This is a genomic window from Methylobacterium sp. CB376 (assembly GCF_029714205.1).
GTDB lineage: Bacteria > Pseudomonadota > Alphaproteobacteria > Rhizobiales > Beijerinckiaceae > Methylobacterium.
In genome coordinates this window covers 6068660-6094300 of the sequence record NZ_CP121648.1, presented here as the reverse complement: position 1 = coordinate 6094300, position 25641 = coordinate 6068660, and the positions used below count along the sequence as shown (strand labels likewise).

General features: G+C 64.1%; 24 protein-coding genes, 1 tRNA gene and 4 pseudogenes. 18 read left to right on the top strand and 11 right to left on the bottom strand.

Translation table 11 applies throughout. The annotated features are described in order from the left end of the window. Nucleotides 1–16: 16 nt before the first annotated feature. From QA634_RS28120 to QA634_RS28110, 3 genes are all read left to right on the top strand, one after another. On the top strand, nt 17–547 hold the full coding sequence (locus tag QA634_RS28120) for a hypothetical protein (protein ID WP_012335264.1): 531 nt from the start codon (nt 17–19) through the stop codon (nt 545–547). Between the two features lie 650 nt (nt 548–1197). Continuing rightward, nucleotides 1198–2175 carry a hypothetical protein gene (locus tag QA634_RS28115; RefSeq protein ID WP_012335263.1) on the top strand — a complete coding sequence of 326 codons (978 nt, stop codon included), beginning with the start codon at nt 1198–1200 and terminating at the stop codon, nt 2173–2175. A 26-nt stretch (nt 2176–2201) separates the two neighbouring features. Next, nucleotides 2202–3443: a TAXI family TRAP transporter solute-binding subunit gene (locus QA634_RS28110; protein ID WP_043701679.1), complete on the top strand. Its 1242-nt coding sequence runs from the start codon at nt 2202–2204 to the stop codon at nt 3441–3443. Between the two features lie 171 nt (nt 3444–3614). Here QA634_RS28110 and tnpC read toward each other — a convergent pair. Together tnpC and QA634_RS28100 are read right to left on the bottom strand one after the other, a co-directional pair. Beyond that, nucleotides 3615–4870 (bottom strand): annotated as a pseudogene (gene tnpC / locus QA634_RS28105) (IS66 family transposase). Nucleotides 4871–4996: 126 nt separating this feature from the next. Further along, on the bottom strand, nt 4997–6187 hold the full coding sequence (locus tag QA634_RS28100; RefSeq protein WP_012335261.1) for an ABC transporter substrate-binding protein: 1191 nt from the start codon (nt 6185–6187) through the stop codon (nt 4997–4999). Nucleotides 6188–6314: 127 nt separating this feature from the next. On the opposite strand from QA634_RS28100, the gene QA634_RS28095 reads away from it, so the two are divergent. Next, nucleotides 6315–7052: a GntR family transcriptional regulator gene (locus QA634_RS28095; protein WP_168169175.1), complete on the top strand. Its 738-nt coding sequence runs from the start codon at nt 6315–6317 to the stop codon at nt 7050–7052. 50 nt (nt 7053–7102) lie between these two features. Here QA634_RS28095 and QA634_RS28090 read toward each other — a convergent pair. Further along, a pseudogene (locus QA634_RS28090) lies at nt 7103–7396 on the bottom strand (IS6 family transposase); the annotation flags it as partial. A gap of 105 nt (nt 7397–7501) precedes the next feature. Between QA634_RS28090 and QA634_RS28085 the strand changes: the two are divergent. The 5 genes from QA634_RS28085 (at nt 7502) to QA634_RS28065 (ending at nt 11890) form a co-directional block, all read left to right on the top strand. After that, complete coding sequence (locus QA634_RS28085) at nt 7502–9010, top strand: cation:proton antiporter domain-containing protein (protein WP_265576434.1); 1509 nt, start codon at nt 7502–7504, stop codon at nt 9008–9010. Nucleotides 9011–9536: 526 nt separating this feature from the next. Then, nucleotides 9537–9746 carry a hypothetical protein gene (locus QA634_RS28080; protein WP_043701676.1) on the top strand — a complete coding sequence of 70 codons (210 nt, stop codon included), beginning with the start codon at nt 9537–9539 and terminating at the stop codon, nt 9744–9746. 567 nt (nt 9747–10313) lie between these two features. Continuing rightward, nucleotides 10314–10490 carry a hypothetical protein gene (locus QA634_RS28075; RefSeq protein ID WP_265576433.1) on the top strand — a complete coding sequence of 59 codons (177 nt, stop codon included), beginning with the start codon at nt 10314–10316 and terminating at the stop codon, nt 10488–10490. Between the two features lie 255 nt (nt 10491–10745). Beyond that, a complete protein-coding gene (locus QA634_RS28070; RefSeq protein WP_043701670.1) occupies nt 10746–11726 on the top strand; it encodes a transporter in 981 nt (326 codons plus the stop codon). After that, nucleotides 11726–11890 (top strand): hypothetical protein, encoded by a 165-nt coding sequence (locus QA634_RS28065; protein ID WP_168169174.1) that lies wholly within the window; start codon nt 11726–11728, stop codon nt 11888–11890. Before QA634_RS28070 ends, QA634_RS28065 begins: the two co-directional genes overlap by 1 nt. 8 nt (nt 11891–11898) lie before the next feature. On the opposite strand, the gene QA634_RS28060 is transcribed toward QA634_RS28065, so the two are convergent. Further along, a complete protein-coding gene (locus QA634_RS28060; protein ID WP_012335254.1) occupies nt 11899–12210 on the bottom strand; it encodes a PilZ domain-containing protein in 312 nt (103 codons plus the stop codon). A gap of 127 nt (nt 12211–12337) precedes the next feature. Next, nucleotides 12338–13138 carry a hypothetical protein gene (locus QA634_RS28055; protein WP_012335253.1) on the bottom strand — a complete coding sequence of 267 codons (801 nt, stop codon included), beginning with the start codon at nt 13136–13138 and terminating at the stop codon, nt 12338–12340. Nucleotides 13139–13252: 114 nt separating this feature from the next. Here QA634_RS28055 and QA634_RS28050 point away from each other — a divergent pair, with 114 nt between their 5' ends. Together QA634_RS28050 and QA634_RS28045 are read left to right on the top strand one after the other, a co-directional pair. Then, nucleotides 13253–13723 carry a MucR family transcriptional regulator gene (locus QA634_RS28050; RefSeq protein ID WP_012335252.1) on the top strand — a complete coding sequence of 157 codons (471 nt, stop codon included), beginning with the start codon at nt 13253–13255 and terminating at the stop codon, nt 13721–13723. A 239-nt stretch (nt 13724–13962) separates the two neighbouring features. Then, nucleotides 13963–14394 carry a MucR family transcriptional regulator gene (locus tag QA634_RS28045; protein WP_012335251.1) on the top strand — a complete coding sequence of 144 codons (432 nt, stop codon included), beginning with the start codon at nt 13963–13965 and terminating at the stop codon, nt 14392–14394. 8 nt (nt 14395–14402) lie between these two features. Here QA634_RS28045 and QA634_RS28040 read toward each other — a convergent pair whose 3' ends face one another. Next, nucleotides 14403–14600 (bottom strand): hypothetical protein, encoded by a 198-nt coding sequence (locus tag QA634_RS28040; protein WP_265576432.1) that lies wholly within the window; start codon nt 14598–14600, stop codon nt 14403–14405. A 756-nt stretch (nt 14601–15356) separates the two neighbouring features. On the opposite strand from QA634_RS28040, the gene QA634_RS28030 reads away from it, so the two are divergent. The 3 genes from QA634_RS28030 (at nt 15357) to QA634_RS28020 (ending at nt 17806) form a co-directional block, all read left to right on the top strand. Then, a complete protein-coding gene (locus tag QA634_RS28030) occupies nt 15357–16379 on the top strand; it encodes a lytic transglycosylase domain-containing protein (RefSeq protein WP_012335249.1) in 1023 nt (340 codons plus the stop codon). A 296-nt stretch (nt 16380–16675) separates the two neighbouring features. After that, nucleotides 16676–17440, top strand: a complete 765-nt coding sequence (locus QA634_RS28025; RefSeq protein WP_012335248.1) for a hypothetical protein — start codon at nt 16676–16678, stop codon at nt 17438–17440. A gap of 204 nt (nt 17441–17644) precedes the next feature. Continuing rightward, nucleotides 17645–17806: a hypothetical protein gene (locus tag QA634_RS28020; protein ID WP_265576680.1), complete on the top strand. Its 162-nt coding sequence runs from the start codon at nt 17645–17647 to the stop codon at nt 17804–17806. Between the two features lie 643 nt (nt 17807–18449). Here the strand turns inward: QA634_RS28020 and QA634_RS28015 are convergent. Beyond that, nucleotides 18450–18755 carry a hypothetical protein gene (locus tag QA634_RS28015; RefSeq protein WP_150108736.1) on the bottom strand — a complete coding sequence of 102 codons (306 nt, stop codon included), beginning with the start codon at nt 18753–18755 and terminating at the stop codon, nt 18450–18452. A 164-nt stretch (nt 18756–18919) separates the two neighbouring features. Here QA634_RS28015 and QA634_RS28010 point away from each other — a divergent pair, with 164 nt between their 5' ends. Next, nucleotides 18920–19759, top strand: a complete 840-nt coding sequence (locus QA634_RS28010; RefSeq protein ID WP_012335246.1) for a hypothetical protein — start codon at nt 18920–18922, stop codon at nt 19757–19759. Nucleotides 19760–19990: 231 nt separating this feature from the next. On the opposite strand, the gene QA634_RS28005 is transcribed toward QA634_RS28010, so the two are convergent. After that, nucleotides 19991–21202 (bottom strand): extracellular catalytic domain type 2 short-chain-length polyhydroxyalkanoate depolymerase, encoded by a 1212-nt coding sequence (locus tag QA634_RS28005; RefSeq protein ID WP_012335245.1) that lies wholly within the window; start codon nt 21200–21202, stop codon nt 19991–19993. Nucleotides 21203–21282: 80 nt separating this feature from the next. Here QA634_RS28005 and QA634_RS28000 point away from each other — a divergent pair, with 80 nt between their 5' ends. After that, the gene (locus QA634_RS28000; RefSeq protein ID WP_012335244.1) at nt 21283–21468 is read left to right on the top strand and encodes a hypothetical protein; all 186 of its coding nucleotides are present in this window, start codon (nt 21283–21285) and stop codon (nt 21466–21468) included. A gap of 259 nt (nt 21469–21727) precedes the next feature. Further along, nucleotides 21728–22786, top strand: a pseudogene (locus tag QA634_RS27995) (IS256 family transposase). Between the two features lie 298 nt (nt 22787–23084). Here the strand turns inward: QA634_RS27995 and QA634_RS27990 are convergent. After that, nucleotides 23085–23378, bottom strand: a pseudogene (locus tag QA634_RS27990) (transposase); the annotation flags it as partial. Nucleotides 23379–23411: 33 nt separating this feature from the next. After that, nucleotides 23412–23648: a hypothetical protein gene (locus QA634_RS27985; protein WP_083784741.1), complete on the bottom strand. Its 237-nt coding sequence runs from the start codon at nt 23646–23648 to the stop codon at nt 23412–23414. A gap of 795 nt (nt 23649–24443) precedes the next feature. On the opposite strand from QA634_RS27985, the gene QA634_RS27980 reads away from it, so the two are divergent. Further along, nucleotides 24444–24519: transfer RNA gene (locus tag QA634_RS27980), tRNA-Ile, on the top strand. 27 nt (nt 24520–24546) lie between these two features. Here QA634_RS27980 and QA634_RS27975 read toward each other — a convergent pair. After that, nucleotides 24547–24756, bottom strand: a complete 210-nt coding sequence (locus tag QA634_RS27975) for a hypothetical protein (protein WP_012335243.1) — start codon at nt 24754–24756, stop codon at nt 24547–24549. Between the last annotated feature and the right edge of the window lie 885 nt (nt 24757–25641).

The window sequence follows — 25641 nt, the reverse complement described above, 5'->3', positions numbered from 1 at the left end:
CCCGCGGGACCTCCGCGTGATAGGCATTCTCGCTCACATCCTCATCCAAGATCCGGGCGACATACGCGTTCGCCGCCATGAGACGCTCGGGTTGTCGGACCTGCGGGCGTTGGTGGGAAGGCTAATCGGTGTGGTTCAGCGGCTGTCGCCGGAGAACCGGGCACTGCGCGACGAGATCGCCCGGCTCAAGGGCCTGCCGCCCCGCCCTCAGACGTGCCTGACGCCCTCCGGGCTGGAGATGGCCACCGGGTCGGCTGGCCGGTCGTGGAGCAAGCCAGCGCGGCGCGGCCTGGCGCACGAGTGCAGCGCCCTCATCCCGGAGGTGATGCAGCCGGTCGCCGCGCCCTTGGGCTCGCGCTCCAAGGGCCACGAGGAGATGCCGGTCAGCGATCTTGTGCCGGAGGCCTGCGTGATCCGCTATCGGCGCGAGCGCTGGCTTGTGCCGGCCGGCTTACCGCTGGTGGCGCCGCTTCCGCCGGGGATCGTGGGTGGGTTCGGGTCGCAGCTGCGCCGCTTCCTGCTGGCGTCAGGCGACATCAGGGGCTGACCCTCTATCGCCATTGGCGCGACTCCCGCCTGAGTTGATTTTGATGAGGGTCGATGCCTTGCATCGGTCCCCAGTCTGAGGGCTGTTCGCCGGTGAGAGCGGGTCAAGGCCTTGTCGCGCAACGCGCGAGAGCGGGCAGCGCTCGCCCGGACGCGCTCCCGCCGGCGAACAACCTTAAGCAGCAGGTAGAGTGGATGGGGTCTTCCCACCGTGTCGCCAAGGGGTCAGCCCCTGACGTCGCCTGACACGTGTATCGAAACCGACCCATACGGACAGGGTTTTCGCGCCTCCGCTCGCCATCCGCACAGCCATACCCCTGCGGACGTTACGAAGGACCCGCCTCCCTCGTCGGGCCCGCCCTGGATAACAAAGCACGAAAACGGAGTGGCAGGCCCCTGCTGCGTCCCAGTTCCGTGTTTGTAACAAGCCCAAGGCTGCCAACAGTCCCGGTTGCAGCTTCCGCGAGTATCGTTCGCGAATTATATAAGCTTCACAATGAAACACAGTAATCCGCCTAGTTCATTTGAGTGATTGACATATCGATGGGATGCGAATGTGAATGCACGCATCAAAGAACTTGGATGGCGCCTGGGAACCGCAGAGGTTCCAAGAATTAATGAATTATAATAAGAATCGTGGGAGGTTCTGTCATGTCAGGAGAACTGTGCAATTCAAGATCATACAACAAAAAAGTTGCCCTGCCATTCATGGTGATGGGATCTTTTGCCTGCATCTTGAGCAATCAATCTCTTGCACAATTTGACGATGATCCATCTATAAGCTCATCATTGTCGAATAAAACAGAAATAAAGCCTGAAGAAGCCAGATTGATTACAATCAGAGCCCCTTGTGATGAGCGAATATCCGTACCAATCAAAAATCTGCTACCCGCACAAAGCAGATACTCAACAATATATTTAGTAGGGCTGCCACACGGCGCTATCGTTTCAGATAATTATCAGAGCATGACTGTGATGAACGATGCAGATTTAATTGAGATCACAACGCTGAACCTCAAAGATTTGACGTTCACTCTACCAGGCGAACTGGTCTCGCGTGCACCAGAGACGAAGATCTATGTGGGTATCGCAGGCCTCCTGCCCGCGTCCGAGACCGACAGCTCCGCTCGCGTCGAAAAGCTTTTGTCGATGGTGATCATCCCGCAAGCCTCTCTGCCTCCCTCGCCCGAGCCAAGGGTCGTTCAAGCCAGGACCGCGGCGGCAACCCCATCCCCGATCGTCCCACAAGCCGCCGGTGCGGCAGGCATATCAGGCCGCAGCGCACAGGCGGAACCGCAACCCGCCACGCCCACCGGCCAGGGCTCAGCGGCAGAACCACTCCCGAAGGCCCTCGTGGCGAAGGCCCAGCAAGCGCTGCGACTGGGCAACGTGAGTGGCGCGCGGCTATTCCTGCGGCGGGCGGCCTCGGCCGGTGACGCCGACGCGATCAACCTCCTGGGGCAAACCTACGACGAGGCTTTCCTGCACCGCCTGGGCAGTCGAGGGCTGAAGGCCGACCCGAAGCAAGCACGCATGCATGCCGAAGCGGCCGCTCAGGCTCGCCAGGGGAGCGTCCGACTCCAGGCACGAACGGGCTCCGTAGGGGTGGCAAACGGGGGGATGCCATGAGCTGCAAAACTCGGACAACGGGATTGATGGCCCTCGCCGTCTCAGCCCTCCTGCTGGCTGGCGTACCCTGCTCCCCGGCAGGCGCGCGGGATACCTCCCAAGCCGCGGGCGCGTCCCAGGCCGCAGGGAAGCAGGCCGTATTGTCGGCCGGCGAGACGGAGCATGCGATCGGTAAACGCATGAACGCCGCAACCGTCTCGGTTGTCACCGGCACGCCTGGAGGAACCTACTTCCGTGTCGGAGCGGACCTGGCCTTCGTCCTTGACGACGAGCGCCTGCGCGTCCTGCCCATGCTGGGCAAGGGGGCGGGCCAGAACGCCTACGATCTCCGGTTCCTGAAGGGCGTCGACCTCGCCTTTCTGCGCACCGACACGCAGGAGCAGTTGCGCGAAGACAAGCGCCTCGCCAGCATCGCGCCGCATATCCGCTACATCGCAAAGCTGTTCGACGACGAGCTGCATATCATCGGTCCGAACAGCGTCACGGAGGCGCGGCAGCTCGCGGGCAAGCGGGTGACCTTCGACGTCAAGGGCAGCGGCACCGATTACAGCGGCCGGGCGATGTTCCGGAACCTCGGCGTCACCGTGCAGGCGATCAATGTCGACCAACCGACCGCCTTCGAGATGCTGCGCAAAGGCGAGGTGGACGCGGTCGTCTCCGTGGCAGCCAAGCCCGTGGCGGTGGTGGCGGGTTTCGCTCCAGGCGATCGGTTTCACCTCATCCCCGCCAAGTACGGCCCTTCGATCTCGGACGACTATCTGCCGGCCTCACTGACGCGTCAGGATTACCCGAACCTCGTCCGCGACGAGGATGAAATTGAGACGCTGGCGGTCGGGACCGTGCTGGGGGTCTACAATCACCCGAAGGGATCCGAGCGTTATGCCAGGCTTGCCCGCTTCGTGGATGCCTTCTTCGGCAAGTTCGACGAGTTCCTGGCGCCTCAACGCCATTCGAAATGGCGGGATGTGAACCTCGCCGCCGAGGTCGGCGGATGGACGCGGTTCGAGCCCGCGCAGGAATGGCTTGATGCCCACCGTGAGCCGCTCCCCGGCGCCGAGTTCATGGCCTTCCTCAACGAGCGGCGTCCGAGCGCATCGGCCGACAAGGAAGGATTGTATCAAGCCTTTCTGCGCTGGCGTCGAGATCGCGGCTCAGCCGATAAGGAAGGATTGTACCAGGTCTTTCTGCGCTGGCGTCAAGATCGCGGCCATTCTTTAGCCGGTTCGCCGGAGCATAACTCATCTCTGGTGAAAGTTCAGCTTAGGTAAAATAACAACTCATGTGTTTAGATTTCGTGACAAAGAAGAGAGTCTCCCCACAAGAGGAGCGCCCATAGATGCTTTAAATTAGGCGGGGTGACGTGGGCGATCCCGGTTGCTGCCTTCGCACCGATTCGTGTGAGAGCTGGGCAGTAATTACCCACGCCCGTGGCAGCGGGCTCAGGCGCGGATGGTCTTGAGGAGAGTGGCGAAGGTGTCGGCACCCGAGAGGCGAGCGGTGTCGACCGCCGTGCGCACGTCCGCTTCGCCCGGTAGCCGTTCGTCACCTTCCGCTGCACCACTGCCGGGCGCAGGGCTCGCTCACACCCGTTGTTCGTGACCTCCACGCGGCCGGGATGGTCGAGGAAGACCAGGAGCTGATCGCGGGCGCGGCTGATCTTGGCTTGCAGCGCACGGGTCAGATCTCACCGGCTCGGGGCGGACGGGATGTCGGACAGCTGCCGTTCCAGCGCCCGCCGCTTGGCCGAGAGCGTCGAGGCAGCCAAGTCGGTGACGCGCTCGGCCAGGCTGAACACGGACCCGAGCCACAGCTACAGGCGCAACGGCACGGGATCGTCGCTGACCTCGGCCGCGTAGGCGACGTCGCGCGCCAGATGCGCCAGGCAGGTCCGGTGGCGCTCGCCGTGCCCTTGCTGGGCGGTGTAGCGGTCCGACAGCCACACCGCAGGCTGACCACCATCGCGTGCACGACGAAGGCAGCCCGCGTCGGGGCGGCGTGATGTACGACCGCCTCGTCCGAGCGGAAGACCCAGTGGTACGAGTTGCAGCCTTCGATCCGGGCGCCAGTCTCGTCCGAGGCGACCACCGCGGCCCGGCGCAGCGCCGAGACCGCCGGTTCGCGACCGGACCGGAACTGCCGCCGGGCGCGACGGAGCAGGTTCATCAGCCCGCCCTGGCTCAGGGTGAGCCCGAACAGGTCAGCCAGCGCCGCCTCCAGGCGACCGCAGGAGAGGGCCTGGACGGTCTTCAGGTAGGTCGCCACCGCGTGCAACCGCGGGCCGAACGGCGTGCCGCCCACTTCCTTCGGCAGGGGGGGCGACGACCCGAGTTCCGCAGGACGGGCAGCGCACCGCGAGCCGCTGATGCTGGGTGACGAGCGGCGTCACCTCCGGAAGCTCGACCTGCTCGCGCACGCTGACGATCTCGGCCGGCAGGTCCACAGCCAGGGCGCTGCCGCAGCAAGGGCACTGAACCGGGCGATGCGCGACGACCTCGTCGGGATCGGGGCTGAGCGTACGGCTGTGCTCCTCGTGACCGGGCTTGGCACCGCCAGGCTCGGCCTGCTCGCGCCGCTTCTTGCGATCAGTGGAGGGCGGCTTCGAGGAGGTGCGCGAGGTCGTCTCAGGCCGCTGCAGTCGCAGCACCAGCTCGATCAACTCCTCCTTGCTCAAACGCTCAAGATCACTGCGGCCCATCTCACGAGGGAATCAGCGAAATCAGCTTCCGGCAAGAGTCGCGGCGGGCTCCCTCCAGCGGCCTCGCTTGTGGGTCGCGCCGCGCTCGTGCGCACCCCGTGGGTAATCATTCTGGTGAGTGTCGCTTTACTTCCACAAATTGCAGCGACTCTCCTCTTTAGTAAACGCTGCTTGTTCGCCTGGGATAACCTCAATTACCTTGTAGTAATCCCACGGATATTTCGACTCGCTCGGAGACTTGACTTGCATGAGATACATTTCGTGTATCATTCGCCCGTCTGCCCGAATGTGGCCACCCGTTGCGAAGAAATCATTGATCGGCATCTCACGCATCTTAGCGACCACCGCATCTGAATCGCTGCTCCCAGCAGCCTTAACGGCCGACAAATAGTGCCACGCTGCGGAGTAGTCGGCGGCCTGAACAAGAGTCGGCATCTTGGAAGTACGCGCTAAAAATCTCTTGGCCCATGCACGTGTTTTGTCGTTAAGATCCCAATACCAACCGTCCGTCATGTACATGCCCTTTGCGGCATCAAGCCCAAGAGCATGGACATCACTGAGATACATATTCATGGCTACGACTTTCATTTGATCGACGAGGCCAAATTCATCGACAGCCTTGATGGAGTTGATCGTGTCGGTTCCGGCATTCGCCAGTGCTAAGACGTCAGGTCTTGCGGCTTGAGCCTGAAGCAGGTACGACGAGTAATCAGCCGTGCCGAGCGGATGGCGGACAGAGCCGAGGGTCTTTCCACCCTGAGCCTGAACAACATCACGCGTATCCTTCTCGATTGCCGTGCCAAATGCGAAGTCGGCTGTAACGAAATACCAGGATTTTCCGCCTTGCTTGAGGACGGCTGAACCTGTCCCTTTCGAGAGGGCAATTGTGTCGTAGGCGTATTGTACGGTGTACGGCGTGCAGTCCTCATTCGATAGGCGCGACGTGGTTGCACCAATCGGCATGAAAATGCGTTTCTTGTCACGTGAAATCGCGTTGACGGCAAGTGCAACAGACGAGTTCGGGCCTGCTAGCACCATAGTGATACCATCTCGGTCGAACCACTCGCGCGCCTTCGCAGCGCCGATATCCGGCTTGTTCTGGTGATCGGCTGAGAAAAAGGTGATCTTCTGCCCGAGGACCTCCCCGCCAAAATCCTCGATGGCCATCTTCACGGCCTCGGCTCCGCCCGGGCCGTCAGCGTCTGCGAACACGCCGGACATGTCGGTCAGCAGGCCGATCTTAACCGGTGCTTCGCCCGCTCCAGCGCTGGAACATGTGAGACATGCGAGAGCGAAGGTAGCGGCGAAGCGTTGCATTGAGATTTTCTCCCCGGGGTTGGTTGCTTGTCACTCATCCGCATCTGATATGTCAATCGAGGATCAGATGCCACCCTATAACGTGTCAGCGGTGGCTGGCGGTTCGTGACCGCGCTTGGGAGTACGAGTGGTGATTGCGAAGGCTAACGGGCAGGCTTTGGGTGAGGAGAGTTGCCGCGGTGGGACAGCGTCGCCTCACGACAGCGCCGTCGAACCCGCTGCTGCACCTTCACTGCGCGATCAGGCCTACGAGGTGCTTGAAGAGCTCATCACGCTGCGCGTCCTCCCCGCAGGCTCGCTTCTTTCCGAAACATCGCTGAGCAAAAAGCTCGGCTTCGGTCGTACTCCCATACGTGAGGCGCTTCTCCGATTGTCGCTGGAGGGCTTAGTGGTAGTGCTTCCCCGCCGCGGCATCATCGTCGCGGAGATCGACACGCGGACGCAGCTGAAAATCCTGGAAATCAGGGCGGAGCTCGAACGGCTGGTCGTACGTCACGCGGCTCGGCTTGCCGCGCCGGCACAGCGAACGCGAATGCGCGCTCTTGCGGATGAGATTACCGCGACGGCCCATGACGGCGACGGCCGTGCCTTCATGCAGGTGCTTCGAGAGTGTCACGCGATCACAGCTGAGGCGGCAGATAACGAGATTCTCGCTGACATGATTCGTCGGGTGCACGGCCTATCGAGACGGTTCTGGTTCGCTCACTACGAAAAGTACGGCAGTCTCGAGAAGGCTGCTGAGCTGCATGCCGCGCGCTTGATTGCGATGGCCAGAGGCGAGCCAGAGCAGGCGGCGAGCTCATCAGACCATCTCGTGGAGTACCTCGAGAAATTTACTCGATCAACCTTGGGCATCGCGGTTTAAGGAGCAGTTTGATGCCTAACGAATTTCTAGATTTGTCTACTGAGCTTCATCTCTACATCGACCGCCCGCCACGAGTACATACGTCGGCCCTGGATCAAGACCTCCATCTCGTCCAGATCCCACCTGCTGGGCGATCGGAGTCGGAGGCGGCGGAGATTGCGGGCGAACACGAGCCCGAACTTGATCACCCAGCGCCGGACGCTCTCGTAGGTGGTCTCGATGCCGCGCTCGGCCAGGAGCTCCTCCACGTAGCGGTAGCTGAGGGTGAAGCGCAGGTACAGCCAGACAGCGTGGCGGATGATCTCGGGTGGGAACTGGTGGCGAGCGTACGAGATGGGCTGCATGCCCCCTGCCCTACCCCGACCCGAGCCGGCCTGCCACCGCTTCGCGTGACAACGCCACGGTGAGGGTAGAAGCGTCGGGGCGAGTGCGCGGCGGTGGAGCAAAGCTTGAGCAACTACCAATTCGTTGCACTTCTCCTCACCTCAATCGGGCCCGTTCTGGCCCTGGCGCGCATGACGAAGGTGCCAGACTCCATAGTCCTGTTCGGCCTAGGTGTTTTATCGGCCATCCTCCCCGGCCTGCCCGCGACCTCAGTTGATCCGCAATTCGTGCTCAATCTCCTTCTGCCTCCCATCATCTACGCCTCCTCCGTTCGGGTTTCTTGGCACCTCTTACGCTTTACATTCTGGCCAGGTGTTTTGGTTGGTGCGTTTCTTGTCGGGGCGACCACCACCGCAGTTGCTGCCGGAGCCCGCTTCGTCCTGCTACCCGGCCTCTCCTGGACCGGCGCCCTCCTGCTCGGCACTGTCGCGGCGATCTTCGACACCCGCCTGTTCCACGAGGCAAAGGGTCGCCCGGAAGTGCCGCGCGCTATCGCCGATACGCTCAAGGCGCGCGAGCTAACCGGCCGGTTGCTGATCCTCGCGACGTTCACCCTCCTGATCGAGATGGCCCAGGCTGGCGGTTCCACCTCGCCCTGGAACATCGCCGAGCACTATCTCTGGGACCTCCCGGCCGGTGTCGCGCTGGGCTGCACCATTGGCTACGGCATTGCTTGTGCACGCCAGCGAGTTGACCCAGCTCCGGTCGAGATCGCGATCTCCGTCGCGACGCCCTACGGAGCAGCCCTCACTGCCCACGCGCTCGGTCTGTCCGTGGTAGGTGCTATCACGGCTGCGGCCCTCGTCGTCTCGGCGGTGCGCATCGACCGGCGCACGGGCGCCCCGATCTCCTCATCCGAGGCTCGGGTGAGCTCCACGGCCTTTTGGGAGCAGGCGAGCCTCATGATCTCAAGCGCCTTGTTCTTCCTAGCCGGGCGTGCCCTGCCCCAGGCCCTCGAAGGTGTCGAAACCTGGGGCCTCTTGCGTCTCGCCGCAGCAACCGCGGGCGTTCTAGTCCTCGTGCTCACCGTGCAGTTCGTGGCATCGTACCTGGCCGGACACCTACCTCCGATCGCACGCGCCCTTGTGGCCGGAGGCGGCCGATCGGTGCCGTCTGGACGCGATTGCGCCCGAGCCGCCACGGTCATGACATGGTCGTCGACGCGCTCCGTGATTGGCCTCGTGATCGCGCTGTCGATCCCGGCAGCCCTGCCCGACGGCCACCCCTTCCCGGAGCGCAACGTCATCCTCGCGCTCGCGGCCGTGACCATCGTCGCGTCCGTTCTGCTGCAGGGGCTAACGCTCCGCGCCGTGGTCAAGCGGACGGCGCTCGCCGATGAGCGGCAGAGCGAGCACGAGCGGCATCTGGCCCATCGCGCCATCGGCGAGGCCTTGGCCAACCCGGGTCCGCACCAGGTTAATGGGTTCGACGCAGCTCGTTCGGCTCTGGTGCGCCTGCGTGAGGAGGATCGCATCGGCGACGAAGTGCTGGTCGCGATGCTGCGTGAGACCGACTTGATGGCCCGTGCTGAGGAGGGAGATGCCCTGCCCGGAGCTGGTCCTCCTAATCCCTAAAATGCGAAAGGAGAGGCTGCGCCCAACTCACAGACGAACGGCCATGTCACGACGCATCAGAATTCTTGAATTGCGAGAAATCAGGCTTGAGGGCTGGACCCATATGCCGGCTTGGTGCTGAGATTCGATCCGCGAGACCCCGGAAGGTCCGGTGTTGGGTATTGAGCCGCCGTTCCGGCCGCCCTAATCGAAGGTCCGGAACTGGCGCATCTAAGTCGTTGGCTAAACCGTCCACTCGGGAGCCTTCCTCCCTGGGCTTCAGCTTCGCTGCTCACAATCCAATGAAAGCTTGAAGTTTAATGGCAGGACGGCTGATTTGATGCACTCATATGGGCAAGTTGGTCGTTGTCGTGCTCCAGCCCTACTGACCCCTTGATCCTAACCTCATCATGGACGGCTCCAGACAATGAAAACCAGCGGCCTCACCCTGGCACAGCGATGCCGTAGCGGCCGACGCACAGCGTACCGCGGAACGGGGCACTCAATCCGCCGTCTGTCACGACAGCGTTTCTGTGTCCAAGGTTCGGTGAACACGTTCACGGTCACGATCCAGACCGCGGCCGGCCCGCTCTCGGTCGGACGCGAAACTGCCGAAGCCGCGCTGGAGAGCGGGCGTGTCCTCGATCGCGAGGGCGTTACTCAGGTCTTCATCGCCCCGCCGGGCGGCGAGCCGATGCCGCTGGCGGCCTTCTCGACTTCACTCGCGGCCGATCAACCGGACTGGGATCCGGCCTGACAGCTCGGCCGCCGCGTCCAGACGCGCGAACGCTCGGCGGAAGGTTAGCCCTTGGGGGCTTGCCGTCCCAGAACCCCGTCGTGGCCTATGCACGGGCCGGCAGCGCCCTTCGGCAAGCTGCCGAGGCCCCCCCCGCCTCTGGATTCGCCAAGGCCGCCTGCGGGGCTCCTGTTCGCCACCGGCGCCTTTCCCTCGCCGAAGCCGCGGGCCCGGACGCGCTCCGCCTCGTCCTCGACTGGTTCCGGGCGCTCGACCCTGCCAGGGCCGAGGCCCGTACCGCGACCCTCGTCGAAGCATGGACCGGCCTCGCTGGCTGGCATGAGGAGCCCCGATAGTGGGTCCTTTTGGGCGCCTCTCAATTGGCAGCGCTTGCTTTCATGTTGCACAGCAACAAACACTGGAATTGTAAAAAACTGCTTGATACCAATATGATCGAAGTCAAGCCTAGCAATGAGAGACCGGAATCTCTCGCCCAACGAGGCGGGGCATCAAATGACATGTCGTTGCGCTTGCTCGCGATCATGCGACGAGAATGAAAATCCTACGCTCGATTATCGAGCGTACTTGATGAACATGGACAATCACATTACCGGCGTTGAGCTAATAGACGCACAAGATAACGTTGAGGCGATGTTCAAGGCGCGCGCCTTCACCGCCAACTCTGCCGTGGTGATTTGGGACCGCGCGCGCCGCGTGATCCGACTTCGACAGCGGTTCGGCAGGGTCAACACCTCGGCCATCTAACTCTGGTACGTCAGCACACCCGGCCTGCACCGGCCAGAATACGACCGGAGGATCCACGGGTGCGCCTAACCCGCAGCTCGCGAGTCGTCAGTTGAGGCAGAAGTGCGGAGCGTTCGGCGTCGCTGGAAAGGGTATCGTGGCCCTCCTAGATCGAGGCCAGTTGTGATGAGCCGGTTCACATCGCCGTCCCATGCCGAGGCCAGCTCGGTCGGATCCGCTCGAGGGGAGTCTCTCCTGAATGGTCTGCTCTGGGCCATGCGCTTCGACGAGGCGGGACGTGGTCACCTCGTTGACCCCCAAGAGGACCTCTCAGACCTCGGTGGTTTCGGGCAGGGCTTCCTCTGGCTCCACTTCGATCTCACCACGGCCCACCTCGACGCGGTATTCAGGGATGGGCAACTCGGTCCGCCACGGCTCGCGACCTGCGTCTTCAGCACCGACGAGCACCAGCGCGTGACCGTCGAGGGTAATCACATCGGCGGTGTGGTCGCTGACCTCACCCGGGACGAGGAGAGCGAGGCTGACGCGGGCGCAGATGGGGCCACCGGCCGGCTGCACTTCGTCCTCGGCCCGCGCCTGCTGGTCAGCGGCCGGCGTGAACGGGTGGAGAGCCCGGATGCCGCCCGCGCCGCTGCGACGGAGGGCGCACGGTTCGCTTCACCGATCCTCCTGCTCGAGCGACTGATCGGGTACGTGATTGCCTCGATCGCCGCCTCGGGATCCAAGCTCGCGGACGAGGTGGACGCGATCGAGGACCACATCCTCGAGGAGCGCGTGCGGGGCGACCGTCGACGGCTTGGCCCCATACGCCGAGACGCCGTGCGCCTGCACCGGCAACTGCTCGGCCTGCGCGCGGTGTTCCATCGGTTGGAGGAGGATGGCAACACTGAACAGCTGCCCGATCTCGCCGTCATGACGGCCGCCCGGATCGCGCAGCGGCTCGACGCCCTCGACCGTGATATGAACCTGATCGCGGAGCGGAGCCGCCTGCTGCAGGAGGAGTTGTCGGCTCGCCTGGCGGAGCAGTCGAACCGGCAACTTTACACCCTGTCGATCCTGACGGCGTTGTTCCTTCCTCCGACGCTGATCACAGGGGTATTCGGCATCAACACCAAGGGTCTGCCGTTTGCTGAAAACGAGCACGGCTCCTGGATCGTGATTGGGTTGGCGCTGCTGTCGGCCGTACTCGCGTATGGCGCCATCCGGGTTCTGGGCATTCGTGCGCCGCGTGAGTAGTGCGCCTCGGGATCTGCGCGACCGCCTCCGACGTCGAGGTGCTGGCGACGGTGCCCGACACGCCCGAGGGCGTCGCCATCCTCGACTTCGTGGCGGCGGCCACCCTGCGCGCCCTCAGCCTCGCCGAGCTTGAGGCTGCGGCTCGCGGTGGGGACGCTGCATGACCGACCTGTCAGTCGATGGCTGCAGGCGGAACGATGTAGCCGTTTGCGTCGACGGCGATGATGCGCGGTTCGCGCGCGGGCGCCGTGAAAGCCACCCCGGCCTCGTCGCGCCGTCGCCATGTCAGGCGGACGCGCCGCGTCCGCTTCTCTCGCTTGAACGTCAGATCGAACTCGCGCGGGAGAAAGAGCGTCCCATTCACGATCAGCTTTGCACCATCGCGAGACCTGTTCGGGATCAGGCAGTCGACGGTAAGATCGTTGAAGGCGATACTCCCCCCCAGGAAGGTCCGATCGCGCGGAGCATTTCGGCGCTCTTGCATGTGTTTCTACCTCGTTTCGAGATAGGGGCGTCGGCCTCCTCACCGTTGCGCAACCGCGGTGCCACCGGCGCACTCAGCCGCTACCTGAAGAGAAGGCTGCTGTTCCTCGACTACCAAGCCGAGGGTCTCACCGCGTCCGGTTCGTCGAAACCGCCGGGCCGTTCTCCATGCAGGTGGCCACCGTTCCCGGCTGGCGAGAGGAGCCCCGATGAGCAGTACCGCCAACCCAGCAGCTGCATACTAGGCCGCCGTGCACGACCTGCTCGCCCTGGTCGAGGCGATCGCCGCGCGTCCCGGTCGGGGAGCCGTGCATGGTGATGTACAGGTGGCCCGTGCCGGAGCCGGCCGAGGCCCCGGCCGCGTTGCAGTGCCGGCCCATCATCTCGTCGCCGATGCGGCGCGCCGCGGCGCGGCCGGGCGGCCCGCTCTTGAAGTCGTTCACGACCTCGTCGTCGCGCAGCCGCGAGTAGCCGCCCGACTTGGACCTGAACTGCGCGATCCCGAACGCCCCCGAGCGCGGGTGCACCGAGGTTGGGCCGCTGCGGGCCTCCACGGCCGACCAGCGCGCCACCAGGGCCTTCGTGCCCAGCTCCGAGAGCCGCCCTTCACCAGCACGTAGACGGCGTGCTGGTGATGCTCCGCCGTCCACCAGCCGCCGATGCCTGCATTGCGCCGGAGCCGCGTGAGAGCGCCGCCCAGGGTAGGCGCGGAGCCGCCGCTGTCTCCGCCTCGCGCCGGCCCCTGGAACGCCGCCGACCTTCTCGACGGCGCGACCGACCTCGGTCCAGTCCTGCTTGAACGAATGGACGGAGTCGTCCTTGGCGATGCGCATGAGCGCGCCCTGGAGCTTCGCGAGCGGCGCCGAGAACTGGTCGTCGACGCCGATCCGAAATCGCAGGCTCTCGTCAGTCACCTCCTGATCGCCCATGTTGCGAATGGTCTCCCATCTAGAACTAATCTCTTATAGGCGCGCCCGAGTAAGGTATTGACTTGGCCTGAAATGAATTTATTAAAGATTATGATCTCATCTTGGAGGACTCTAGTGCAAGCAGGTCAAGATAATAACACGAACGTCAACGACGGAAACGCCGTTTCTTCTGACGCAGTATCCATAAAATTGGTTGCCGATATTGTGGCAGCTTACGTCTCAAATAACATGGTTCGACCAGACGATCTGCCGAGCCTGATCGCTGCCGTCGGCGCAACTCTGGGTGATCTCGGAAAGTCTGCCGCGCCTCCGGCCGAGGAGAAGCCGAAGGCCACCCCGACCCAGATCCGCAAGTCGATCACGCCGGACGCTCTGATCAGCTTCATCGATGCGAAGCCGTACAAGTCCATGAAGCGGCATCTCACCAAGAACGGTCTGACGCCTGATGAGTATCGGCAGATGTATGGCTTGCCGCGGGACTACCCTATGGTGGCGCCAAACTACGCGGCCCAGCGCTCCGAACTTGCCAAGAGCATGGGCCTCGGGGCCCTCCGTCGAGGAGGCGCAAAGGGTAAGCCCAAGTAGTTCGTGCACCTCATACGCCCGCTCCGCCCGCTCACGCGAGCACGGGAGGAGGCGGGCGGCCGAGTGCTGGCCGCCCGCCTCTCCACATACCAAAACAAGTCCAAAGATAGGGACAGAACATAGCGGCTACATGCCGTAATCGTGAGGCAACAATTGCCGTTTCTGCTTGACTTTGCCAGCTCAATTGCCGATCCAGCGCCGCTTCATGTCATTCGAAGCTGTAACAAAGATGGCGAAAGATGGCCGAGATGAGAGAAAACGCCCCCGAGACTGACACGGTCGAACTGACCGCTGCAATCATCGCCGCGTACGTGTCGAAGAACGCGACCCCGGTGGGCGACCTGCCAGGGCTGATCGCCTCCGTGCACGACGCGCTGAACCAGCTCTCCGCGCCGCCGGCCGAGGAGCCCGCGCCGCTGACCCCCCTAATGCCGATCAAGAAGACGGTCACGCCGGACTACATCGTCAGCCTGGAGGACGGTCGGCAGTACAAGTCCCTGAAGCGGCACCTTGGCACGCGCGGCCTGACCCCGGATGAGTATCGCCGCAAGTGGGGCCTGCCGCCCGACTACCCGATGGTGGCGGCGAACTACGCCGCGAAGCGCTCCGAACTCGCCAAGGCGAGCGGCCTCGGCCAGGGCCGCGGCGGCAAGGCCAGGACGGCGGGGTAGCGACGCGCCTACTCGTCGCCGGCCGCGTCGTCCCCGTCCGGGGCGGTCGGCCGGATCGGTGACATGACGGTGACCTCGACCCCGTCCAGCTCGGCGAGGATGTCGATCATCTCGGCCCGGATGAGGGCGGCGACCTCGGCCGCGGTCCTCATCGTGACGGCCCGTGAGGCGGCCTTCGCGGGCAGGCCGAGCAACCGGGAGCGCATCGCGCTGACCGCTGCGCCCCACGTTGCCTCGACGTCGTCGGCGGGGGGGCGTGTCGCAAACGCGGATGGGTCCGCGTTCACCGGTCGTTAGGCACACCACGACCAGCTTGCCGCTCCGCTCCGGAGCCGGCCCATGATCCTCAACGTCCTCGCCCACACGCTGAAACGCCAAGCCCGTGGCGCCTCCAAGGGCGGCCACTTCGAGATCAGCCTCATCGTCCAGGCTGTGTCGCGATAAAGAACTCTGATTCCGTCGAGACCGCGCGCGACGGTCTCGATGATGATCTCGGCCTTCTCTGTTCCTAGAGCGTGTTACGCACCGACGCTAGACCATTGACCAGCAACGAACTTTCTGCGCAGCGTCCCATTGAATTGGTGAGCAATCACTAGCACTTAGGTCCAAGTCCGTAACACGCTCTAGGCGCTGCGCCGGCTGACCCGCGACAGGAAGGGAAACCACCACGAGCGTGGCGATGGCGAAAACGACAGACCGCATCACGGCGTTTCTCCGGCCGGCACCTCAATCTTCAACGCGGCAGCTCTGGTGGGGATCATGCCGCTGGGCTCGGGGGAGTGGTGCTTCGTCCGATGTTCCGGCGATCTGCTCGGCTCTACTCCCATGTGCGCAGGCGAGCATGATCCACTGGCAGCGGGCCCTCTGCCGGTGTTCTGATGATCGCAGGGGCCAGGTATCGCATCGCCTCAGGCGTCGGGTTCGATGTTGAACTCCGGCCTGCAGCAGCTAGAACCGGCTGCGTGATCGAGAAGCTTGCGCGCGTACTTCTGGCCGGCGTGATCGGGGCCTCGCTGGTCGCGGCACCAGTGCAATCCGCTCCGAGTACGGCCACGATGGAGACGGTCGGGCAGGCGCTCTGCCGGATCATCGAGAGCTCCGCCAGGGCCAGAGGGCTGCCGGTGCCCTTTCTCACGCGCCTGATCTGGAGAGAGAGCGGCTTCCGGGTTGGCGCCACTAGTTCCGCCGGGGCGCAGGGTGTGGCGCAGTTCATGCCCGGCACCTCGCGCGAGCGCGGCCTCTCTGACCCCTTTGACCCGGAGCAGGCCATCCCGCACGCGGCGCATCTCCTGGCCGATCTGCGCAAGCGGTTCGGCAACCTTGGCCTCGCTGCCGCCGCCTACAACGGCGGCCCGACCCGTGTGGCCAACTGGCTTGTCGGCTCGGGCAACCTGCCCGCCGAGACGCGGGCCTACGTCCACGCAGTCACCGGCAGAGCAGCGGAGGAGTGGCGCCCTCCGGCAATGGCGAGACCGGATACGCTCACTGGCGAGATATCTGGCGCGATCTCTCCCGGGGAGGTGGGCAACACTCGCGCGGTGGGCAAGGCAGCGGAGACTGGCGAGGCGAAGCACGCCGCCCCCTCAACCCCTCTGGCGGCAGCCGGGCGGGGAGCGGAGACGGCTCTGAGCTGCGCACAAATCACCGCGGGGCTGCGTGTCCCGTCACGCCCCGAGCGTTCCTCGCCCCTTACTCCTGAGCCCATTGTCGTCCCGCCAGCGCCACCGCCGTGGGGTCCCTGGGGCGTTCAGCTGGCCGGCAACTTCTCCAAGGAGCAAGCCCTCGAGAGCTTTGCGCGCACGCGTTCCGCCTATGCCAAGGTGATCGGGGAGGCTCGCCCGATGATCATCGGAACGCGCCTGCTGAGCCGGGGCGGTGGGGCGTTCTACCGGGTCCGCATGCCGGCCCAGAGCCAAGCGGAAGCGGCCGCACTCTGCGGGAAGATCCGTGCAGCCGGCGGTGCCTGCGTGGTCCTGAAAACTTGACGAGCGGTAGGCCCCCAATTGGAAAGATTGACGCTGCCCCACGTCACACTCACGAGCCCCCGTTGTTCAGGGGCCGCCCGCTACCCGGGAATTGTTCGTCCCTCGTTTAGCGTGCACAGCTTCGGGATGATCTCCCGCAGTTCCTGCTTCGGCTCGTGGATGGGCTCCTCACACCCATGAAGCGCACAGCCGATGGTGTGGAGCAAGCCGGGCCGTCGTTCGCTCGGAACGGGATCGGCCAACCTCCGTTTAGGCCGCACCGGCCCGCTGCCTGCGTGGGCTGAGCGGAGACGCCGATGCTGTTCCGTACCCTCCCCCTCCGCCGCGTGCTCGTCGCACTCACCTCCGGGTGCCTCGTGCTCGCGATGGCCGCCCACGTCCGGGCCGGCGAGGAGGAAGGGTTCGGCTTGCTGTTCCACAACCTCTCTGGGGCCGGGCCGGCGCCGCAGCCCGAGCCCGTGCCGGTTGTGCAGCCCCTGCTCAACTACGGGTCCGGAGCGGAACGCTACCCCGCCCACCGACGCCGGGCTTGGCGACAGTCCACCCGCCGCGAGTGGCTCAGAGAGCCGCGCGCGCAGATCCGGCCCAAGCAGAAGGTGCGCTACGCCGCCTTGCCCCGGCCCGAGCAGGTGCGGGAGAAGGTGGAGAAGCCCGCGCCCAAGCCGAAGCTGGCCGACAACGCCGCTCTCACCCTGGCCAAGGCCGGCGATCCCGGAGCCGCCCTGCTGAGGGATGCCACGCTGCGGCGCGGGGACATCGTGATCACCGCCCAGGGACCGAGGGTGTTCACCGGGAAAGGCGGCGACCAGCACCGGGTCGGCGACTTCGAGGACGCCGGGCGCTCCTCCAGCCTGGATCGCAGGACCCGCAAGCTGCTCGCCGCCATGGTCGCGCCCGCAGGCGCGCTTCTGGCCGAGGAGGCGCGCCGCTCCTTGGCCAAGCTGCGCAGGGTGCCGGCTGGTGCGCCGGAGGCGTCCCAGGTTCAGGCGCAACTGACCGAGCCCGTGGTGCGGGTGGTCTACCCGGGAGCCGTGCTGAACGCTGCTGGCCGCGCGCGCTAGGCGGGCGGGGGATGGTCCGGGCTCAGACGGCGCTGCCGCGAGCAACCGAACGCTTGGGCCCCGGTCCTGCCGCTGGTCGCCAGCAAAGAGAACGAGATCCTGGGCGTCAAGCTCACCGCCTAGCATTACAGTTGCATGTCGATGCGCCTATCTTACGGGTTTCGGACGGAGAGCCTGATGCCCTGAGCCTCGTTGGAGACCACGTTGGAGCTGTGGTCGGCGTCGCTGCGCGAGGCCAAGCAGCGCATGCGACCGCTGTTTGCCGCTTCCAGCATCGCTGCCTCGGCCAATGCCTTTTGGACGGCTGACGAGCCGGATCGGCCGCTCGGGCCAGTTGCGACCCTGGCCGAGGGCGACGCTCGGTAATCCGGCCACGATGCCGCCCGCCGAGGCGGCGATCCAGCCGCGACGCGTCAATCCCTTCATCAGTTCCTCCCTGCCCAATGATCCGGGCCGAATGCTGAGCGTCCGTACAGAGGGGCCGAAAGGCTCCTCCGTCACATCCCATCCTGGTCTGACGCAGGTTCGTGAGCTGGCCGTGCCACTTGTCCTCCTCGTACAAGTCTCGGTCTATCGGTACTCGTCGAGTAGGGAACGTCCACCGGGCGTAATCCGAATGCGAGCTGGCTTCTCACACACTCGGGCGACCGCCCCGCCACTGACCAAGGCGTTCAGAGCGTCTGTCAGAGCCCGGAACGGCAGCCGCGGTCGTGCCGCAGCCTCCAAATCCTTGAACGGAACACCCGCGTCGCCGTGCTGGTGATCAAGAGCTTCAAGGATCTCGAGGACTGCGATGCTCTGCAGCGAGTCTGGTCGTGGCGCTCGTGGCCGCATCGTCACCTCTTCCCCGTGAAGGCGGGAGCCTAACAGATCTCCGCCGTCCGCATCCTCGCAACGTGAAGGATTTCGGGCGACAGTCAGTGGCCAGCGTACGAGGTGAACTGTTCGACCTCAGTCCTACCCTGCGCAGAGCGCGCATGCGAGTGCTTCCCGTGATAGCGCCTCGTTGTCATTCCTCCGCCCGCAAAATCTCAACCAGCGGTGGGCTTCGAAGGATGTCGCTGAATGAGCGCATCCATTCACCCGTCTCACTCGCCGAGCCCACACCGCCTCGGCGGAACTGATCGAGTTGATCGAGGCTGGTGAGCTCAATTTCGAACTGCAGGGCCGGGCAGTTTTGGCCACGTGTGAGTGGGATGAGAAGACGAGCTTTCAGGCCGCTCGTCCGCGCTGCCTCGATTTCACGTCGGATGTGCTCGATAGCCTGCTGCCGGTCGGTCGGTAGAACATCGTAGGAGAACCGAGCCAGGAACATCGTAGCCTCCGTCCTGAGCGAACGCACAGCCATATGTGGTGCCAAGATCGTGAGGCCAGTGTTCGCGGATCGTGCTGTGAAAACAACCCGAAGCCGCCCCATGGCACGAACTGGGCAGCGCCACTGCCTAGCCAGGCACGCTGGGCGATGGCACAAAGCTCTGCATGGTCGCGATCATCAGTCCGCCCGCCTGGTCGCTGCTGACCCGGTCGAGCATCAATGCGCTCCTGGATCGGCCTGGCGGGAGCCCGCCCTCGGCGATCACGATCCGTCCTGACCCGAATAGCGCAAGTTTGCTGGACCTGCCGCTGATCGCGACCACCCGCATGATGCTGGAGCGTGCGCAGGTTCTCGGAGGTCTGACCCTCACGGCCACAGGCGCGCTCTCGCGGGCCGACACACGGGCGATCTTCGATGCCATAACCTGGCCGGGCTACGACAAGGCCGACGTGCTGATCATGAACAAGGTGCTCAACGAAGCCGACGTGATGCCGGTCGAGATCACTCGCCTGACCGCCCAGACCGCCAAGCTGCTGCGCAAACGAGAGAAGCGGCTGTTGGCGAGCAAGATGGGTCAGATCCTCGCCCGTGAGGATCAGGCCAGCGAGCTGTTCCGGGTGCTATTCGCGACCGTGTTCTGGCGCATCAACCTCGGCTACTTCGATCGAGTGCCTGTAGAAGCTTGGCCGCAGAACCACATCGGTCTCGTACTGTGGTGCCTGTCAGTGGCTGCACAGGGCTGGTTCGTCCGTGAGGATTTGATGCGCACCTGCACGGTGTGGTATCCCGAGCTGGACACAGGCCCGACGGATTACGCCGGCTTCGCTTTCGAGAGCCGGGTGCTACGCCCGCTGACCTGGTTCGGCCTGATGGAGACGCGGCTTGCGGGTGACGCGAGGCAGCCCTCGTGGCGTGGAGACCGGCAGTACCGGAAGGCGGCGCAGTTCGAGCAGGTGCTCCAGTTTGACGTTCAGATCGACAAGCCTTCTGGGCCTGCACACTGACGCCTCCGCAGCAATAGCGCGCAGCTAAAATTGTTAGCCAGATCGTCGAAGTCGAGGGTAAAATGATGCGTTCGGGAAGCAACGCACTCCGAACGCATCAACAAAAAGATTTATGAATGAAATATTGCGAATAGGATAACTCAAATACAATTTACTAACTTCATTAAAGCAGCAGTTTCCGGTAATACTATATATTCACTTACAGCCTGAAAACAATCTGAGCATGCGCATCTAGTTTGCTTGCGATGCGGTTGCGGCTGTGATAATAGCCCTAAGTACCTGCATCTGCGGAGCTTCTGAGGTGAGATACCGACCTTGCTGAGAGGAGGTATCGAGGTAGCCCCACCAATCCCAGCAACCATTCGGATTGGGCTCAGCCCAGGCCGCGTCGAGCGACGGGTCGACAGCCGGCGAACGGCACACAGTCCCTGCGACCGGCTCACCTGGCGCGATCGCCGGGTAAACAACTATGACTTTGTAGCGCTCCGCCCAGTTGTTGTAGCCGGCCTTCGATGCGAAGACCCTCGCATCCTGCTTGCAGCCGTGCAGTGCCACGTGCACTCGACAGGCGCTTCCGACAGCACGGCAGGATGGAGGGACGTAGATGTAGCCCTTCTCCGCCATATCAAAATTCTGCCGTCGTGCGCTGCTGGCCGGCCACCAGAACCAAAACGGATTGTAGTAGTCGTCCGCCACGGAAACGCCTCGGGCCTTGGCCTGCTCGATGAAGCGCTTCTGATCGAATGACCACAACTCTGCCTCGGGAACATCACCTGCTCGGTCGCTCGGGTTGTACGCAGAGCCTTCTCCGAACAGCGTCTGAAACATCTTTCCCGCGTTATCCTCCGCACCGCAGTGCCGGACATAGCTGGTTTCCGTGCCGTCGAAGGCGCAGGTGTCGCTGCCGCCGGGTGCGATGATGCCGTGGCCGGCTCGATCACTCCCATCGACGGCATTGCCGCGGTCGACCTCGGGAGCGGTGCCGATGAAGGCTGTTAGGAAGGTTGCGTCCGCCTCCCCTGAGCGCGATGAGACCGTCTCATCAGCAGGGCTCTGGAACACCCATGCACGCCTCAGTGACTGGGGCCTGCCCAAGGTGAGTTTGTCGATTGCGCCTCTGGCGGCCAGCTGACGCGCGGTGTTGATCGTTGGGGTGAGCGCGGCCCGGCCACACATGCAGTCATTGATCGCCCGTGACACGCTCCCGCCGGCGCACCCCCACTGCGGTCCGGCGACGGCGCCCACGGCCGTCACCGAAGCGGAATGAGCCACGGCGTACTGTACGGCCATGGCAGCGCCTGACGACAGGCCCGAGATGCTGACCTGGTTCGGGTCGCCACCCCGCTTGAGCCCGCGGCCGTCGTCAGCCAGCGCGGCGGTCACCAAGCAAAGGAGGGCGGCACAGCGGGCGAGGCGCGGGGAGAGGTCAGCGGCAACCGGCATCGGCTTGCTCCTGCAGGTCCTGCCCGCGGGAGGCCGAACCGCTTCACCACTCTTCAACCGGAGATCGCTACAATGACATCATGCTCAGCCTCTCGCCACCGCGCATTCTGACCTTCTTGCTGTCCCTCGTGCTGATCGGGCTTGCCATTGCAAGCCTGTACATGCGCATTCCAACAATCGGCCCAACGGTGATGAAGTACCGGACTTGGTTCTTCATCGGCGCGTACGCTGTGCTTGCGCTCGGCGTTGTCTCGAGAAGCTTGTAAACTCTTGCCGGCTGTTCTCGTTCGCGATGTGCCGGCCTGTGTTTGCAAGTTTGTTGCGGCACGGCGTAGCTCAGCCTGAAAGGGCCTCGAGCAGAGCTATGCGGGAGAATGGGTGACGCGCTTGGCATGAAGGCGGCGTATCGAGGCGGGGTGTCGAAGCCTGCCAGGACCTCTCAGCGAGAGCGGATACGCCTATGAGCATTCTACCAACGTCGTCCGCCTTCGTCAGCCTGAGGAGATCGACGATCCCCTGACGGAGGTGCTGCGGGCCGGCGCCTGCCACCTGCTTGCCCAGGCCGTCGAACTGGAGGCTGAAGCCTTCCTCATCGCCATCCAGGACCTGCGGCTGCCGGACGGACGCGCTCGCTTGGTGCGCCACGGGCACGGCCCGGAACGCGAGATCCAGACCGGAATCGGCTCGGTGTCGGTCGCGCGGGTGCGCATCCGTGACCGCGGCGCGACCAGCTCTGAGGAGCGGATCCGCTTCTCTTCGACGATCTTGCCGAAGTGGGCGCGGCGCACGCGTAGCCTGGATGCTCTCCTGCCGGTCCTCTACCTGCGCGAGATCTCGACCGGCGACTTCCAGGAGGCACTCGCCGCCCTCCTGGGCAAGGACGCCCCGAACCTGTCGCCGGCTGTCATCACCCGGCTGACCGCGACTTGGGCGGACGAGTACGCCCGCTGGCAAGCCCGTGACCTCGCGGCCCGCCACTCCGTCTACGTCTGGGCGGACGGCGTCTACTGCAGGCCAGGATGGAGGAGCGGGCCGAGTGCATGCTGGTGCTGATCGGCGCCACGCCCGAGGGCAAGAAGGAGTTGGTCGGCTTCAGGTCGGGGGCGGGAGAGTGCCCAGAGCTGGCGGGAACTGCTGGTGGATGTGAAGCGGCGGGGGCTCAGCCTCGCGCCCGAGATCGCAGCGGGTGACGGAGCGCTGGGCTTCTGGACGGCCCTCGACGAGGTCTTCCCCGGCACGTGTCATCAGCGCTGTTGGCTGCACAAGTCGGCCAACGTCTTGAACAAGGTGCCGAAATCCGTTCAGCGAACGATGAAAGCTGATTTGCGCGAGATCCACAGCGCGCCCATCCGAGCCAAGTCCAAGGTCTCACATGAGGTCTTCGTCGAGAAATATGGAGCCAAATACGCCCGAGCAGTGGAGTGTCTGACGAAGGATCGCGAAGCCCTGCTGGCCTTCTACGCCATGCCCGCTGAGCACTGGGATCATCTTCGGACCACGAACCCGATTGAGAGTGTGTTCGCCACGGTCCGGCACCGCACGGTGCGCACCAAGGGCGCGCTCTCGCCCCGACCGCCAAGCTGATGGTGTTCAAGCTGGTGATGGCGGCCTCAAAAACTTGGCGGCGGCTTAAGGGCGAGAACCAGTTGCCGAAGGTTGTGGCGGGTGTCACCTTCCGAGATGGGACCGAGGTCACTGCGAGCCCAGATCACCGCGCCGCCTGACCGCCGCCGTCACCCAGTTTCCTGTTTAGCTCTCTAAGCCGCGCGATCGGCTGGCGCCGTCGCTCCAGTTTCCCCGGTCTCGCCCGCTCCCGTCGTCCTCGCAGGGACCTCCTCCACGCCGGAGGAGCTCGGTGTTGCTGGTGATCGATGCAGGTGTCTCAGGCCGCCTGAGCCGCCGACCAGCGGATGTCCGACCCGTTCCGCCACATGCGGTGCAGCACGATGGCCAGCTTGCGCGCCGCCACCACAACGGCCTTCTGCATGCCCCGGCGCTTGGCCACGCCCATGCCCCAGGCCTTGAGCGTGCTCCAGCGGTCCCGCCACCCCGTGAGCAGCACCAGGGCCGCCTCGTAGAGCGCCGCCCGCATCATCGCGTCCCCGCACTTCGACACCCGGCCCACCCGCGCCGTCTCGCCCGACTGGTAGAGCCGGGGCGTCAGCCCATAGCCCGCCCGATCCTGACGGGCTCATCGATTGCAGGACAATCAGTAGACGTGGGACGCGTTCCTGGTGCGCGAGCCCCTGGTCACCGAGCTGGTGCGGTTGGCGTGCCACCGTCCCACCGCGCACCCGGCAGCGGCTCCGAGCACGCCATGATGGCCGGCGACGTGACCGGCTGTACCGCCGACCAGGGCTGCCTTGATGCAGCCTCGGGCCTCGGCAGGGGCAGCACTCGCCAGGGCGACGGCGGCAAGCGCGACGGGTAGAGCGAGCATCTTCATATGAATTGCAGACCGGCTTCGCCGTCCCTCAGGGATGAAACCTGAGCGTGTATTAGATCAGAGTTTTGCACGCTGGCATAGCAAGTTCCTATTTAGGGCTCCCGAAATTGTGGGAGCCAAACGGCAGCATCGCTTTGACCGTTCCGGCCGATGCCGAGCCCCAGCAGGGCTGCGGCACGGTGCGTGTCCACACCCACGACGGCATGAAGGTCCAGGCCCGGGTGATGACCGATCGGCTCTTCGACGAGAGCAAGGTCACCCGCCGGGGTGGCCGGGTGCAGGCTTGGGGCGGGCGGGAAGCCCGAGGCAAGGCTGCCGAGCTATCACGCTGCCGCGGCCAGTCCTGGCCGCGTGGCAAACACGCTACGTCTGTCTACCGTACCAGCCCGCCCGGCGGCCCACCGGGCGGGCTTTTTCGTCCGGTGGGTCAGCGTGATCGCCGTCCGTAGCGCGATCCGGTTCTGCGCTCCATGCGCGTCGGGCTTCCCCGGGGAGCCATCAGACATAAACCACGTGTTAACCACGTAGGCTCATCGATGCTGGGCATGTCGAAGCATCCCAGCACTCTCGCCGTCCCAGCTGCCAAGCACGAGCCGCGAAACGAGCGCAAAGCACCACGCGTTAGGACAACGATGGTCGAGCGATGGATCCGTCCCTACAGATCCGAGGCAGTTGGTAACGTTGCTGCCCGGCGGCCCTTTGAATTTCGGGACGAGAGAAGGTTGCAACTAGCCCTCCACTTGCTATCGTCGCCGGGACGGTGAAATCAAAACCGACCGGTGGGGTTTCGCTTTGGGGCCCGTAGCTCAATGGTTAGAGCCGGCCGCTCATAACGGTGTGGTTGCAGGTTCAAGTCCTGCCGGGCCCACCAGTGACAGAGGCGGTGAACAACTTCCGCTTACGCCCTCTCGAAAGCAGCGCGCCCGGCCTCGTTGATGCGGACCGCACCGCCCCAGACGTCGTGATCGACCCAACCTCTTGCAACGAGACTAAGGACAAACAGGTCGTCATCGCGCAGCAGACAGCGATCCTCCGTGAGCTCGAAAAGCGTCACCCATCCATCGACAACGTCGAGATAAGCCATCAGCCGCTTTTGCTCTGGCGTCATGCAGCCGCCTCCCTTTTCGCTCAAGTGTCTTAGCAGAAACCACGAAGCTTGGGAGCGAGATGCGCCACCAAAATTGGCATTTTCTGTTAATCAATAACGGTACGAGTGCTGTGGACACTTCTGCTGGGATGAGAAGATTGGTCAGTATTGCCGTAACTTGCAGTCCGGACCGGGAAAACCTCGATGCACGACAAATTGGACTGGAACCATTACGCCGTATGTCATTGGCCAGAGACGCGCACTCAAAGTAGAGAGGCTGGTATCAGCAGCCGAACACGAGCCTTTGAGAGGCTCTCAGAGGCCGTTCTGTTTTTTCTTGCGCAAGATTACGTATTTAATCCCACAGTACGTATCAGCTGTGGCGGCAAAATCTACTGGCCTAGTGATATCAGGAGGCTGGCAGAGCGTCCTGATTTCCCTCTTGGGATGATAGATGGTCAAGAACCTCTGGAAAGTCCACCTGCGCGAACGAGTCTCTGAACGCGTGGTGCGGATAATCGGTCCTTGCCAGCGGTTGCATTCCACCCCCTCCGCGCCCCGCGGGCGTGTCCGGCCGTCGTAAATCAACCAAGATGATCCACCAGCGCGGCCCGGGTCGCGGGAAGCCGTTCTACTCGGTCTCGACTGGCGCCCCGGCCGGACCGCCTCCGAGGTCTTCCGGAAACTGTCCGCAGATTCCGTAATCGGTTCCGTACAGCGCCTTATGCGAGTGGGATGACACCGGAGGCGTAGTCCGTGTGCTTTCGAGAGAGGCTCCGGCGCACTGGCGCCGGTCCAATTGGGACGAAGCCTGGCCCTGGTACGTCGGCGGCTTGGCCCAGTCCGGTGCTCTGCACTCGGGTGCAGCGCTGGGGCGGCGCGGCAACGTAGGTACCGGGCGGCCCA

Coding starts and splice junctions, on each gene's coding strand:
- QA634_RS28075 (WP_265576433.1), top strand. CDS start 10,314: ATGAACATGGACAATCACATTACCGGCGTTGAGCTAATAGACGCACAA.
- QA634_RS28025 (WP_012335248.1), top strand. CDS start 16,676: ATGCTGTTCCGTACCCTCCCCCTCCGCCGCGTGCTCGTCGCACTCACC.
- QA634_RS28015 (WP_150108736.1), bottom strand. CDS start 18,755: ATGTTCCTGGCTCGGTTCTCCTACGATGTTCTACCGACCGACCGGCAG.
- QA634_RS28000 (WP_012335244.1), top strand. CDS start 21,283: ATGCTCAGCCTCTCGCCACCGCGCATTCTGACCTTCTTGCTGTCCCTC.
- QA634_RS27975 (WP_012335243.1), bottom strand. CDS start 24,756: ATGACGCCAGAGCAAAAGCGGCTGATGGCTTATCTCGACGTTGTCGAT.
- QA634_RS28115 (WP_012335263.1), top strand. CDS start 1,198: ATGTCAGGAGAACTGTGCAATTCAAGATCATACAACAAAAAAGTTGCC.
- QA634_RS28005 (WP_012335245.1), bottom strand. CDS start 21,202: ATGCCGGTTGCCGCTGACCTCTCCCCGCGCCTCGCCCGCTGTGCCGCC.
- QA634_RS28110 (WP_043701679.1), top strand. CDS start 2,202: ATGGCCCTCGCCGTCTCAGCCCTCCTGCTGGCTGGCGTACCCTGCTCC.
- QA634_RS28060 (WP_012335254.1), bottom strand. CDS start 12,210: ATGCAAGAGCGCCGAAATGCTCCGCGCGATCGGACCTTCCTGGGGGGG.
- QA634_RS27985 (WP_083784741.1), bottom strand. CDS start 23,648: ATGAAGATGCTCGCTCTACCCGTCGCGCTTGCCGCCGTCGCCCTGGCG.
- QA634_RS28100 (WP_012335261.1), bottom strand. CDS start 6,187: ATGCAACGCTTCGCCGCTACCTTCGCTCTCGCATGTCTCACATGTTCC.
- QA634_RS28070 (WP_043701670.1), top strand. CDS start 10,746: ATGCGCTTCGACGAGGCGGGACGTGGTCACCTCGTTGACCCCCAAGAG.
- QA634_RS28010 (WP_012335246.1), top strand. CDS start 18,920: ATGGTCGCGATCATCAGTCCGCCCGCCTGGTCGCTGCTGACCCGGTCG.
- QA634_RS28055 (WP_012335253.1), bottom strand. CDS start 13,138: ATGGGCGATCAGGAGGTGACTGACGAGAGCCTGCGATTTCGGATCGGC.
- QA634_RS28040 (WP_265576432.1), bottom strand. CDS start 14,600: ATGCGCTCCCGGTTGCTCGGCCTGCCCGCGAAGGCCGCCTCACGGGCC.
- QA634_RS28045 (WP_012335251.1), top strand. CDS start 13,963: ATGGCCGAGATGAGAGAAAACGCCCCCGAGACTGACACGGTCGAACTG.